Annotated in this window: 10 protein-coding genes; 3 read left to right on the top strand and 7 right to left on the bottom strand. The window is 71.9% G+C overall.

Features of this window, described 5'->3' with window-relative positions:
- Positions 1 to 7: 7 nt before the first annotated feature.
- The 5 genes from IPZ69_RS37930 to ssd form a co-directional block, all read right to left on the bottom strand.
- Positions 8 to 145, bottom strand: a complete 138-nt coding sequence (locus tag IPZ69_RS37930; RefSeq protein WP_235459271.1) for a DUF4244 domain-containing protein — start codon at positions 143 to 145, stop codon at positions 8 to 10.
- Between the two features lie 191 nt (positions 146 to 336).
- Complete coding sequence (locus IPZ69_RS37925; RefSeq protein ID WP_235459260.1) at positions 337 to 1122, bottom strand: type II secretion system F family protein; 786 nt, start codon at positions 1120 to 1122, stop codon at positions 337 to 339.
- Positions 1119 to 1964 (bottom strand): type II secretion system F family protein, encoded by an 846-nt coding sequence (locus IPZ69_RS37920; protein ID WP_235459270.1) that lies wholly within the window; start codon positions 1962 to 1964, stop codon positions 1119 to 1121. The genes IPZ69_RS37925 and IPZ69_RS37920 overlap by 4 nt, the downstream gene beginning before the upstream one ends.
- A 31-nt stretch (positions 1965 to 1995) precedes the next feature.
- On the bottom strand, positions 1996 to 3252 hold the full coding sequence (locus IPZ69_RS37915) for a TadA family conjugal transfer-associated ATPase (RefSeq protein ID WP_235459259.1): 1257 nt from the start codon (positions 3250 to 3252) through the stop codon (positions 1996 to 1998).
- Entirely contained in the window at positions 3249 to 4352 is a 1104-nt protein-coding gene (ssd, locus tag IPZ69_RS37910) for a septum site-determining protein Ssd (protein ID WP_235459258.1), read from the bottom strand. Before ssd ends, IPZ69_RS37915 begins: the two co-directional genes overlap by 4 nt.
- Positions 4353 to 4935: 583 nt before the next feature.
- Here ssd and IPZ69_RS37905 point away from each other — a divergent pair.
- Positions 4936 to 5769: an HAD family hydrolase gene (locus IPZ69_RS37905; protein WP_235459257.1), complete on the top strand. Its 834-nt coding sequence runs from the start codon at positions 4936 to 4938 to the stop codon at positions 5767 to 5769.
- A gap of 389 nt (positions 5770 to 6158) precedes the next feature.
- Here IPZ69_RS37905 and IPZ69_RS37900 read toward each other — a convergent pair whose 3' ends face one another.
- Positions 6159 to 7022, bottom strand: coding sequence for a Fic family protein (locus tag IPZ69_RS37900; protein WP_235459256.1), 864 nt, complete (start codon positions 7020 to 7022; stop codon positions 6159 to 6161).
- A gap of 101 nt (positions 7023 to 7123) precedes the next feature.
- On the opposite strand from IPZ69_RS37900, the gene IPZ69_RS37895 reads away from it, so the two are divergent.
- Positions 7124 to 8116 carry an ATP-binding protein gene (locus IPZ69_RS37895; protein ID WP_235459255.1) on the top strand — a complete coding sequence of 331 codons (993 nt, stop codon included), beginning with the start codon at positions 7124 to 7126 and terminating at the stop codon, positions 8114 to 8116.
- On the opposite strand, the gene IPZ69_RS37890 is transcribed toward IPZ69_RS37895, so the two are convergent.
- Positions 8106 to 9371, bottom strand: coding sequence for a hypothetical protein (locus IPZ69_RS37890; protein ID WP_235459254.1), 1266 nt, complete (start codon positions 9369 to 9371; stop codon positions 8106 to 8108). The genes IPZ69_RS37895 and IPZ69_RS37890 overlap by 11 nt on opposite strands.
- 338 nt (positions 9372 to 9709) lie before the next feature.
- Between IPZ69_RS37890 and IPZ69_RS37885 the strand changes: the two genes are divergently transcribed.
- Complete coding sequence (locus tag IPZ69_RS37885) at positions 9710 to 12271, top strand: SulP family inorganic anion transporter (protein WP_235459253.1); 2562 nt, start codon at positions 9710 to 9712, stop codon at positions 12269 to 12271.
- The last annotated feature ends 396 nt before the right edge of the window (positions 12272 to 12667 follow it).

Raw genomic sequence — 12667 nt, 5'->3', positions numbered from 1 at the left:
GGCCCGCTCACATCCGCGCACTGAGGGCTCGTTTCACGATGGCCTGCAGTTCGGACCGGACCTGCCCGCTCGTCACGACCTCGTAGAGCAGCAACGCGAAGCCGACCGCCGCGACGATCCCCATCGCGTACTCCGACGTGACCATCCCGGCGTCCCGCACCCGCAATGCCTGCCACCAGGCCCGCGCCTTCGCGACCTTCTCGACCACCTCGACTTTCCCCGGCATCTCGGCCTGCTGGATCTTGTCGGTGTTCTCGGCCTTCTCGGACTTCTTGACCATTTCAACTCCCTCGACTGTGCGACTTGTTGCTCACTCACGTCCGCCGGTCACCGCCGTCATCCACCACCCCCTCGCACCACTCCGCCCGCGAGCCCGATCACCACGGGCAGTACGCCGACCGCGATGAAGGCGGGCAGGAAGCACAGCCCCACCGGCGCGGTGACCATGACGGCCGCCCGGCGGGCCCGCGCCGTCGCGGTGCGCGCCCAGTCCGCGCGGGCGTCCGCGGCGAGCCGGGCGACCGGTCCGGCCGCGGGGAGCCCGGACTCGTCGGCGCGCTCCAACAGCCGCGCCAGGGCGCCGGCACCCGGCATGGCCGCCAACCGGCGCCACGCGTCCGCCGGTTCGCCGCCGAGCCGCACCTCCGCCGCACCCCGCGCCAGCCCTTCCCCCACGGGCCCCGCGAGGGCCTCACCGACGGCCTGGGCGGCGATCACCGGCCCGGCCCCGGCCGCGATGCAGGCCGCCAGGAGGTCGGCGGCGAGGGGGAGCTGGCGGGCGGCCTGAGCGGCGTCGTACTCCTCCGCCGGGCCCGCCTGCCCCTGGCGGCGCCGCCATCGCCACAGCCCCACGGCGGCGCCCACGCCCACCGCGACTCCCGCGGCCCCGCCGACCAGCACCCAGCCGGCCCCCACCACTCCGGCCACCGGCAGCCACCGCCCGACGGCGCCCCGCACCTCGAAGGACGGTCCGGCAGCGGCCGCCTCCCGGGCCAGCAGCTCGGTCAGCCGTCGCCGTATCCGGCGCTCGCGCCGCCCCGCCTCCAGCCGGCGCAGCAACCAGCCGAGGATCAGTACCGCCGCGGCGGCCACCCCCAGCCTGTGGACAACTTCCGCGCTCATGCCGCCTCCGCTCCCCGCACGATCCGCGCCGCCCACCACATCCCGGCGGCCTCGAACACTCCGCCGACCACCAGGCAGCCCAGGCCCGCACCGGTGTGCAGCAGCACGCGCAGGGGGTGGGCACCCATGGCCGTACCGAGGAGGAGGCCCAGGGCGGGCAGCGCCGCGAGCATCACCGCCGTCGCCCGAGCGCCCGCCAACTGAGCTCGCAGGTCGGCCCGTTGGTCCCGCTCGGCCCGCAAGGCCCCGTCGAGCCGGTCGAGTCCGGCCGCGAGCCCCGCCCCCTGGTCCACGGCGACCCGCCAGCACGCGGCGAGCCCCAACAGGCCCTCGGCGCCCGGCTGCCGGGCCGCCGTGGCGAGCGCGCCCGGCACGTCCCCGCCGAAGCGGGCCGCCGCGAGCACCGTCGCCTGCGTCTCTCCGAGCCCGCCGGAGTCCCGGGCGGCCCGCAGCAGCGCCTCACCCGGCTGCCGTCCGGCGCGCACCTCCCCGGCGAGCGCCCCGCACAACGCGATCACCGCGTCCCCGCGCCGCTCCCGCGCCCGCCGCGCCTCCCTGGCCAGCCGCACCCGCCGCAGCACCGGCACCCCCGCCGCCCCCGCGACGACCGGAATCACCGAGGCGCCCAGCAGCGCCAGTACCAGCCCCGCGGCCACGGCCCACCATTCGGCCCGCAACCGGCCTCGCAGGCGCCGCAGTTCGTCCAGGGAGCGGTCCCACGAAGGCGGCCCCGTCCCCACCGCCCCGCCCCCGGCGAGCAGCAGTCGCGCCCGTCGCGCCCCGCAGTGCCGCCCGCCGGTCAGCCAGACCGCCGCGCCGACGCACGCCAGGGCGGCACCCATCGACAACTCGCCCGTCACATCGCCCACCACGTCACCCATCTCGCCCGTCTCGCTCGCCACTTCCGCCACTTCCGTCTCTCCGCCCGTTGCCGACCTCCTGGCCGAGCGACGCCGCCTCGCCGCGCAGCAGCGCCCGCAATCGCTCCCACCCCCGCTCCGCCACGAACGCCCCCACGCCCCAGCGCAGTGCCGGAACCGTCCGCACCAGCCCCGTGGGATCCCGCTCCAGCACATGCACCTCGGCGATCCGCCGCCGGCCGGTCCGGTCGCGCACGAGATGCAGCACCACCGACAGGGCCGCCGCCAACTGGCTGTGCAGCGCCGCCCGGTCGAGTCCGGCGGCCGTCCCCAGGGCCTCCAGGCGGGCCGGTACGTCCGCGGCGGCGTTGGCGTGGACGGTGCCGCAGCCGCCCTCGTGGCCGGTGTTGAGCGCCGCCAGCAGATGCACGACCTCAGGTCCGCGCACCTCGCCCACGACGAGCCGGTCGGGCCGCATCCGCAGCGCCTGCCGGACCAGGTCCTCCAACGTGACCAGACCTGCGCCCTCCTGGTTGGCGGGTCTGGTCTCCAGCCGTACGACGTGCGGGTGGTCCGGCCGCAGCTCCGCCGAGTCCTCGGCCAGGACGATCCGCTCCCCCGCTCCGACCAGCCCGAGCAGCGCGCTCAGCAGCGTCGTCTTGCCGCTGCCGGTGCCCCCGCTGATGAGGAACGACAGCCGCGCCCGTAGCAACGCCCGCAGGACGCGGTCGCCGTCGGGCGGCACCGTGCCCGCCGCCACCAGTTCGTCGAGCGTGAACGCCCGGGGCCGTACGACCCGTAGGGAAAGGCAGGTGCAGCCGACGGCCACCGGGGGCAGCACGGCGTGCAGCCGGGTCCCGTCGGGCAGCCGGGCGTCCGCCCAGGGGCGCGCGTCGTCCAGCCGGCGTCCGGCCACCGCGGCCAGGCGCTGCGCGAGGCGTCGTACGGCCGCCGCGTCGGGAAAGGTCACCCGCGTCAGCTCCAGGCCCCCACCTCGGTCCACCCACACCCGGTCGGGCGCCGACACCAGGACGTCGGTGACCGAGGGGTCGGCGAGCAACGGCTCCAGGGGTCCGCTGCCGACGAGTTCGGACCGCAACCGGGCCGCCGCGCCGAGGACTTCGGCGTCGCCGAGCACCCGCCCCTGTTCGCGCAGCGCCTGTGCCACGCGCGCGGGTGTCGGTTCGGCTCCGCTCTCGGCCAGCCACCGCCGCACGCCGTCGAGCAGTTCCGGGCCGTCCGCCGGGTCGAGTCCGGGAAGCGTCCTCATACGCCACCCGCTTCCACGAGCGTCCGCTCCCAGAAGCCCTTGCAGAACCGAGCCAGCGGTCCGCGGCCGGTCACACCGGGCGGTTTCCGGCTCTCGTGCGGGCGCAGCAGTCCGGACTCGACGGGCACCTCTCCGGCCAGCGGCAGACCGAGCAGCCTGGCCACCTCGCGGTCGTCCAGACCGGGTGCGTACGGCCCCCGCACCGCCACCCGTAGATCGCGCAGGACCATGCCGACCGCCGAGGCCACCCGTCCGGCCGCCGCGACGGCGCGCAGTTCGGCGGGAACCACGAGGAGGGCGAGGTCGAGTTGGGCGAGGGTCTCGGCGACGCCGTCGTCGAGCCGCCTGGGCAGGTCGACGACCACCGTGCCGCCGCGCCGCCGGGCGGCGGCCAGCACCGCCCGCACCGCCTGGGGCGGGATGGCGACGCAGTCGCCGCGGTCCCAGCTGAGCACCCGCAGGGAGTGCAGCTCGGGCAGGGACTCCTCCAGGGCGCCGCCGCCTACCCGGCCGCGCGAGGCGGCGAAGGCGGGCCAGCGCAGTCCCTCGGCCGTCTCACCGCCGAGGAGTACGTCGAGTCCGCCGCCGAGCGGATCCGCGTCCACGAGCAGGGTGCGCAGGCCCTCACGCGCGGAGGTGACGGCGAGCGCGCAGGCGAGCGTGGACGCTCCGGCCCCGCCGCGGCCGCCAATGACGCCGACGGTGAGGGCCGGGCGGCCGACGCCCTCGGCGACGTCGGCGATGCGGTCGACGAGCCACTGTTCGCCGTCGGGCAGCATCAGGACGTGGTCGGCGCCGATCTGGACGGCCCGTTTCCACACGCCGGAGTCGTCCTGGTCACGGCCGACCAGCACCACTCCCCGTCGGCGCGCGGCCCCGCGCACCCGCCGCGCCGCGTCGTCGCCGACCAGGACCAGCGGCGCCGCCTCCCAGCCGCCTCTGTGTTCCGGTACCCCGTGGTGGACCTCGGGTGTGGCGCCGGCCGCCGCGCACAGGCGCAGCAGGTCGTCGAGGAGTTCGGCGTCCTCGGTGACGATCAGCGGCCGGCCCGGCCGCCCTCCGGTGACGGGCGGCGGATCGTGGGTGACAGTTCCAGCCACGTGTGCTCCCCCTTCGCTGCATCTCCCGCGCGGCTCTCTGCGGCCACGCGATTCCCAAAGGTGTGAAGAACCGGCAACCGGCCTCCATATGAACGGCCGATACGAACCGGCCATACGCGCGCCGACAAACGGAACCGGCCATGAACTCGCGGCGAGCGGAGCGCGCAGGAATCACCGTGCGACGAACCCGGAAATCGTGTGGATCTTGGTCGAAAACTGTGGACAACTCAGCGAATGTGAATATCGCTGTCACCCATACCGGTGAGCCCCTCACCGACCTTCGCGGGGCTGCCGCAGAGCAGTCCGACAACTACACAGTGTGACCAATCATGAGCATGCAGAAAAGGCGACCGAAGTCGCCTCGCGGAAGCCTCGCGGCCGCATGAAGAACGAGAAAACCCACCCGGACATGCGACGACCCCCGCCGGGGGGGAGAGCGGGGGTCGTCCCCACGGCCGACTCGGGGGGGGAGGAGTCGGACCGGGTTAGCACGGTCGCGAACGATCCGTGACTTCCATGGTGTACCCGAGAGCCCTCTCAGGCAAACCCACGCGCCCCACCTTACGCCGAATGGTGGGCGCCTATGCTCTGCGTCGTGGATAACCACTCCTTGCCCCGCACAGCCGCCTTCTTTGACCTGGACAAGACGGTCATTGCGAAGTCGAGCACGCTCACGTTCAGCAAGTCGTTCTACCAAGGCGGACTGATCAACCGCAGGGCCGCACTGCGTACCGCCTATGCCCAGTTCGTGTTCCTGGTCGGCGGCCTGGACCACGATCAGATGGAGCGCATGCGCGAGTACCTGTCCTCGCTGTGCCGCGGCTGGAACGTCCAACAGGTGAAGGAGATCGTCGCCGAGACGCTGCACGATCTGATCGACCCGATCATCTACGACGAGGCCGCCTCCCTCATCGAGGAGCACCACAAGGCCGGACGGGACGTGGTGATCGTGTCCACCTCGGGCGCCGAGGTGGTCGAGCCGATCGGCGAGCTGCTCGGCGCGGACCGCGTGGTGGCCACCCGCATGATCGTGGGCGAGGACGGCTGCTTCACCGGAGAGGTGGAGTACTACGCGTACGGCCCGACCAAGGCCGAGGCGATCAAGGAGCTGGCCGCGTCCGAGGGCTACGACCTCGACCGCTGCTACGCCTACAGCGACTCGGCGACCGACCTGCCCATGCTGCGGACCGTCGGCAATCCGCACGCCGTGAACCCGGACCGCGCGCTGCGCCGCGAGGCACTCGCGCGCGGGTGGCCGATTCTGGACTTCCACCGCCCGGTGCGGCTCAAGCAGCGGCTGCCCACGCTCTCCGTGCCGCCGCGCCCGGCCCTGGTCGCGATGGCGGCCATAGGCGCCGCCGCGGCCACCGCGGGCCTCGTCTGGTACGCCAGCCGGCGCCGGAGCTCGGTCGCCTGACCTGGCCCTTGGCCGCCACCCTGATCTCGTTCGGCATATCGGCGCCCGTTTAACTCCTGTTTGAACCTAAAAGTAAAGAACTGCGGGCGCCACTTCCGCTTGCTCCTGGCTTGCAGTACAAAGGACTCAACGGCCCGCGAGACCGAAGGACATCCGAGAGGATCACCTTTAAAACGCATTTGGCCCCACGGACCGAGCATGAACACCGAGCACCCACGCGACGTCGACCCGTCGATTACGGGCCAGCCACACCAGGTGACGGGCAAAGTCCCCGGCCTGATGGGCGACACATCGAGGACGCTTGGTAACCCGGTGAGCATGCCAGCGGCGGTACGAGCACTCGTACCGCCGCAACCCTTTTCCCGGCTTCTTCAGGGGCCCGTCCGGCCCTATGCGGCCCCGCGCTGCAGCGCCTCGCACACCGCCGTGGACTCGCGCGCGCCCAGCTCGACCGCCCTGCCGCAGTGGGTGATCCAGGCCGCCACGCCCTCCCGGGTGCCGGAGACATAGCCGTCGAGGGCCGCCAGGTAGGCCGCGCGACCCAGTTCGGCGTGCCCCACCTCGGCCGGGCAGACCGACTTCGGGTCCAGACCGCTGCCGATCAGGACAATCCGCTCGGCCGCGCGCGCGACCAGGCCGTTGTGGGAGGTGAAGGGGCGCAGCGCCAGCAGTTCGGCGTGCACGACGGCGGCCGTCACCAGCGCGGGCGCGGAACTCCCCGCGATGATCAGCTGCGAGAGCCCCTCCAGCCGCCCGGACACCTCGTCCGCGCCGGGCAGCGGCAGCTCGATGAGCGGCTCGTCGACCGGCTCGCCGTCCTGCCGGGGCCTGCCGACCTCGTCCGCGTCGCTGGCGGCGGCGACCAGGTGCAGCCGGGCCAGCACCCTGAGGGGCGACTGCCGCCAGATGGACAGCAGTTGGCCGGCCTCGGCGCCCAGCCGCAGGGCCGCACCCACGACTCGCGCCTCGTCGTCACCGCTGAAGTCGGTGCGCCTGCGCACCTCCTCCAGGGCCCAGTCGGCACCGGACAGCGCGGCGGAGCCCCGGGCACCACGCAGCGCGGCCTCGGAGGTGATCGCGTTGCTGCGGCGCCGCATGATGCGGTGCCCGTAGACCCGGTCCACGGCCTTGCGCACGGACTCCACGGACTCGGGCACACCGGGCAGCGAGCCCAGGGCCACGAGGGGATCCCCGCTGTTCGAGCTCGTTCGAGAGCTTGGGGGAGGCTCGGCGGTCGCGCCTGTCGTACTCATGAGTACGACCCTACGCACCCGGCGGTCCCACCCCACGAAGGAGTGGTCTTCTTCACGTACGCCTGCCACGTACAGCAATCACGCGACTACCCTTCGTGAACATGAAAATTGCTTTCGTCGGGAAGGGCGGCAGTGGCAAGACCACACTCTCCTCCCTCTTCATCCGCCACCTCGCGGCCGCAGGCGCGCCGGTCGTGGCCATCGACGCCGACATCAACCAGCACCTGGGCCCCGCGCTCGGCCTGGACGACCGGGAGGCCGTCGCGCTGCCCGCGATGGGCGACCGCTTGTCCCTGATCAAGGACTACCTTCGCGGCTCCAACCCGCGCATCGCCTCCACCGCCACGATGATCAAGACGACCCCGCCCGGCGAGGGCTCGCGGCTGGTCCGGGTGCGCGAGCCCAACGAGGTGTACGACGCCTGCGCGCGACCGGTGGAACTCGACGGCGGCGCCGTCCGTTTGATGGTCACCGGCCCCTTCACGGACGCCGACCTGGGGGTCGCCTGCTACCACTCCAAGACGGGAGCGGTGGAGCTGTTCCTGAACCACCTCGTCGACGGCCCCGACGAGTACGTGGTGGTCGACATGACCGCCGGTTCGGACTCCTTCGCCTCCGGCATGTTCACCCGCTTCGACATCACGTTCCTCGTCGCCGAGCCGACCCGGAAGGGGGTCTCCGTCTATCGCCAGTACAAGGAGTACGCCCGTGACTACGGCGTCGTCCTGAAGGTCGTCGGCAACAAGGTGCAGGGCCAGGACGACATCGACTTCCTCCGCGCGGAGGTCGGTGACGACCTGCTCGTGACGGTGGGGCACTCGGACTGGGTGCGCGCCATGGAGAAGGGCCGACCGCCCCGCTTCGATCAGCTGGAGGAGGCCAACGGCCGCGCCCTGCGCATGCTTCGGGTCGCCGCCGACGCAACGTACGAGCTGCGCGACTGGGAGCGCTACACCCGCCAGATGGTGCACTTCCACCTCAAGAACGCCCAGTCGTGGGGCAACGAGCGCACCGGGGCCGACCTGGCGGCGCAGGTCGACCCCGGGTTCGTCCTCGATGAGAACGCCGGCCCCCGCGTGACGGCTACTGCCTGACCGCCGGCGCCCCCGGCACCCCCTTCGGGGCCGGGGCGGAGCGGCCCGACAGGAAGGACGCCCAGCCCTGCTTGGGGGCCTCGCCGACATTCAGGGTGCGCAGCCGCGCCAGGACCTGCGGGTCCTGGGCGTCCAGCCAGTCGGCGAGCTGCCGGAAGGAGACGCAGCGCACCTCCGGTTTGTTGCACACATGCTCGACGACCTCGTCGATGGCACGCATGTAGGTGCCGCCGTTCCAGGACTCGAAGTGGTTGCCGATGACCAGGGGTGCGCGGTTGCCGTCGTACGCCCGGTAGAAGCCCTTGACCAGGCCGTCCCGCATCTGGTCGCCCCAGGAGTCGTACTGGTCGGGGTCGCCCTGGGTCGAGGTGCCGGACTGGTTGACCATGAAGTTGTAGTCCATGGTCAACTGCTCGTAGGTGTGCCCGGGGAACGGTACGAGCTGCATCGACAGATCCCACAGGTTGTATCTCTTCTTCGGCCAGACCTGGTCGTTGACCCCGCTGGTGTCGTAGCGGAAGCCGAGTTCGCTCGCCGCCTTCATGAAGTTCTTCTGGCCCTCCAGACAGGGCGTGCGGGCACCGATGAGCTCCTTGTCGTAGTCGAAGGGCAGCGGAGGCGCCTTGGTCATGCCGCTGTTGGTCTTCCAGTTCTTCACGAACTGCTTGGCCTGGCTGATCTCGTCCTTCCACTCGTCCACCGACCACTGGCCGACACCGCCGTCGGCGCCGCAGAAGTGGCCGTTGAAATGGGTGCCGATCTCATTGCCCTCCAGCCAGGCCAGCCGCAGTTGCTTGACGGTGTCGGCAATGCCCTGCTCGCTGTTGAAGCCGATGTCGGAGCGGCCCGGCGAGTGCTGCGGCGGTCTGTAGAGATCGCGCTTCTCCTCCGGCAGCATGTACACGCCACTGAGGAAGTACGTCATCGTGGCGTGGTTGGCCTTGGCGACCTTGCGGAAGTGGGAGAACAGCTTCTGACTGTCCTCCCCCGCCCCGTCCCAGGAGAAGACGACGAACTGCGGGGGCTTCTCGCCCGGCTTGAGCCGCTCGGGTGTGGGCAGGTGCGGCTGGGCTCCGGTGTACGCGGTGGACCCGTCGCCGATCAGACGGAGCACGCTGTTGGGTGCCGGCGCTCCCTCCTGCGGGCCGGGCGCCCCTTCCTTGGTGCCTTCGGAGTCGGTCGCGCAACCGGCGAGCGACGCGGCACAGGCCGCGGCGACCATGGCGCCCGCGGCGATCCTTTGGGTGGCGGCCATGTTTCCGTCCACCTTCTTCCTTCTCTCAGGCAAACGCCGATGAGGGCGCTTTCTGGTGATGTGCCGGGAATGTGCCGACAGCGCCGCCAAGGTCGCACGGGACCGAGAAGGAATTAATACGACAAGCCGATGAAATGCTCGCTTCACCCCAATGGGTGAATATCTGCACCATTTGCACCGAAAATCCAGGCTTGACCTTTACTCTGCATTACGATTCGTTTACCGAGCGTTGATTCATCCCGCCGCTGCACGCCGTGACCCACGGCCGCGACCCGCCCCTGTCATCGACGGGGGACCCCCTGTTCCGCGACCGCGCTGCCCCGGAGGAGACGGGAAACATGTCAGCCTGCACATCCACCCACCCCCGCACACCCGGCCTCGCCCGGACGGCGGGTGTCCACACCCCCGACCCCGCGCGCACGAGACGCGCCCACCTACCGCACAGCCCACCGCCACCGACACGCCGCTTCCGTGTCGCGAGCGCCGACCTGTCCGCGTCGATCGCCGTCTTCCTGATCGCCCTGCCCCTGTCCCTCGGCATCGCCCTCGCCACGGGCGCCCCGCTCCAAGCCGGACTCGTGGCCGCGGCCGTCGGCGGACTCGTCGCCGGACGACTCGGCGGCTGCCCGCTCCAGGTCAGCGGCCCGGCCGCGGGACTCACGGTCGTCACCGCCGATCTGATCCACCGCTACGGATGGCGGACGACCTGCGGCATCACCGTCCTCGCCGGCTTCGCCCAACTGGGCCTGGGCTGCCTGCGCGTGGCCCGCTCCGCCCTCGCCGTCAGCCCGGCCGTCGTGCACGGCATGCTCGCCGGCATCGGCGTCACCATCGCCGTCGCCCAGCTGCACATCGTGCTCGGCGGCACCCCGCAGAGCTCCGTCCTCGACAACGTCCTCGCACTGCCCGCCCAGTTGGCCGACCTGCATCCCGCCGCCGTGTCGATGAGCGCGCTGACCCTCATCCTGCTGCTGGCCTGGCCCCGGCTGCCCGGTCGCGCGGGCCGCCTGCTGCGCAAGGTCCCGACCGCTCTCGTCGCCGTCGCCGGGGCCACCGCGACCGCCTCACTGGCCGGACTGACCCTCCCCAAGGTCGACCTCCCGTCCTGGAGCAGCCATGCCCTGGCGGGACTGCCCGAGGGTCCGGTGCTGGGCATCGTCGCCGCCGTGTTCACGACCACGCTGGTGTGCAGTGTCCAGTCGCTGCTCGGCGCGGTCGCCGTGGACAAGATGGTCGCCGGCCGCCCCGGTCTGCGCGCCCACGTCGGGCGCTCCGACCTGGACCGGGAACTGCTCGGCCAGGGCGCCGCCAACATCGTCTCCGGCGCGCTGGGCGGGCTGCCCGTCGCCGGGGTGGCGGTGCGGAGTTCGGCGAATGTGCAATCCGGTGCCGTGAGCCGGAACTCCACGATGCTGCACGGCGTTTTCGTAGTAGCCGCCGCACTGCTGATGGTCCCGCTCCTGGAGCTCATCCCGCTCGCCTCGCTCGCCGCTCTGGTGATGGCCGTCGGCGTCCAGATGGTGTCCCTGCACCACATCCGCACCGTGACCCGCCACCGAGAGGTGCCGGTGTACGCCGTCACCACACTCGGCGTGGTGATCCTCGGTGTCCTGGAGGGCGTGCTGCTCGGGGTCGCCGTGGCCGTCGCCGTCGCCCTGCACCGCCTCGCCCGCACACGCATCACGCACGAAGAGAAGGGGGGAGTCCATTACGTACATGTACGAGGACAGCTGACGTTCCTCGCGGTGCCCCGGCTCAGCCGGACCCTGCATCTCGTACCCCAAGGCACCCACGCCGTGGTGGAGTTGGACGGTTCGTTCATGGACCACGCGGCGTACGAGTCACTGCAGGACTGGCAGAACGCGCACACCGGCCAGGGCGGCACCGCCGACCTGACCGGCCGCCGCACCGGAGTCCGGGACAGCGAGCCCACGGCCGCCGCCCAATGCCGTTGCCGACCTTGGACGCCCTGGCGCAACCACCAGTGCGCGATGCCGTCCGGAGGTCGACCGGGTAGCGGTACGGGTATCGGCACGGGCAGGCAGCCGGGCCCTCGCGGGAGCTGGCGCCTGGACGGACCGGGTGACGCCGAGACCGGCAGCGGTAGCGACGCCACGGCAGGAGCTCCGGCAGGAGTAACGGCCGATGCCACTGACGCCGACACCGCCCCAGGCCCCGGCACCGACTCCGGCATCGGATCCACGTCCCTGTCCATGTCCAGCGGGCACGAACTCGCGCGCGGCATCAGCGCGTTCCAGCGCAACACCGCTCCCCTGGTGCGGAATGAGCTGGCGCGGCTGGCACGGGAAGGGCAGAAGCCCTCCCAGCTCTTCCTCACCTGCGCCGACTCGCGGCTCGTCACGTCGATGATCACCTCCAGCGGTCCCGGCGACCTGTTCGTCGTCCGCAACGTCGGCAACCTGGTGCCGCTGCCCGGCCAGGAGAGCGGCGACGACTCGGTGGCGGCCGCGATCGAGTATGCGGTGGACGTGCTGAAGGTGCGGTCCATCACGGTGTGCGGGCACTCCGGGTGCGGGGCCATGCAGGCGCTGCTCAATTCCGGGCCCGGGGATGCTTCGACGCCGCTCAAGAGGTGGCTGCGGCACGGGATGCCGAGCCTGGAGTGGATGGCCAATGCCGACCGCCCCTGGGCACGGTTGGCCGGGCGGCCGGCCGCCGACGCGGTGGAGCAGCTCTGCCTGACCAATGTGGTCCAGCAGTTGGAGCACCTGCGTGCGCATGACTCCGTGGCGCGGGCGCTGGCGGAGGACGCGTTGGAGCTGCACGGGATGTACTTCCACGTGGGCGAGGCGCAGGCGTATCTGCTCGGCGGGGTGATCGGCGGCGAGGCGGTGTTCGAGCACGTGGCGGGGGCTGAGGAGCTGCCCAGCCCGGCGTGACCGGACCCGACGGGCGAGACCGGGCTCGACCTGCATGACCGCGCCGAGATGGCGCCGGAGGTCTGCGGTCGGGCCCGGCCACGTCAGCGACACGCCGGGCCGACCAAAGGGAGCACCGCGTTCACCTGCCGCCGGTAGAACTCTCCGCAGAGCTGGGGGAAGGTGCGGGTGCGGTGGGCCGGGCGGCCGGGCGATGTTTCTTGCGCCCGGTGTCCCTTCCTCGGGGGTGGGCGTTACCTCGGTGGTCACCGGGCTGAACCCGGCCCGGGGCGGCATCCGTGTACAGGGGTAGCGTCAGCCTTCAGCTGGTCTAAACCAATTTTCAGTCGGCCCTTGTCATGGGACCCCCGGGTCTGATGAGCTGTGGCCTGGGACACAACGGACACCCTTGGAAAG

Source organism: Streptomyces olivochromogenes, assembly GCF_021538895.1.
Classification (GTDB): domain Bacteria; phylum Actinomycetota; class Actinomycetes; order Streptomycetales; family Streptomycetaceae; genus Streptomyces; species Streptomyces olivochromogenes_A.
This window is presented reverse-complemented; position numbering and strand designations above follow the sequence as displayed.

Coding starts and splice junctions, on each gene's coding strand:
- IPZ69_RS37930 (WP_235459271.1), bottom strand. CDS start 145: ATGGTCACGTCGGAGTACGCGATGGGGATCGTCGCGGCGGTCGGCTTC.
- IPZ69_RS37925 (WP_235459260.1), bottom strand. CDS start 1,122: ATGAGCGCGGAAGTTGTCCACAGGCTGGGGGTGGCCGCCGCGGCGGTA.
- IPZ69_RS37920 (WP_235459270.1), bottom strand. CDS start 1,964: ATGGGTGCCGCCCTGGCGTGCGTCGGCGCGGCGGTCTGGCTGACCGGC.
- IPZ69_RS37915 (WP_235459259.1), bottom strand. CDS start 3,252: ATGAGGACGCTTCCCGGACTCGACCCGGCGGACGGCCCGGAACTGCTC.
- IPZ69_RS37905 (WP_235459257.1), top strand. CDS start 4,936: ATGCTCTGCGTCGTGGATAACCACTCCTTGCCCCGCACAGCCGCCTTC.
- IPZ69_RS37900 (WP_235459256.1), bottom strand. CDS start 7,022: ATGAGTACGACAGGCGCGACCGCCGAGCCTCCCCCAAGCTCTCGAACG.
- IPZ69_RS37895 (WP_235459255.1), top strand. CDS start 7,124: ATGAAAATTGCTTTCGTCGGGAAGGGCGGCAGTGGCAAGACCACACTC.
- IPZ69_RS37890 (WP_235459254.1), bottom strand. CDS start 9,371: ATGGCCGCCACCCAAAGGATCGCCGCGGGCGCCATGGTCGCCGCGGCC.
- IPZ69_RS37885 (WP_235459253.1), top strand. CDS start 9,710: ATGTCAGCCTGCACATCCACCCACCCCCGCACACCCGGCCTCGCCCGG.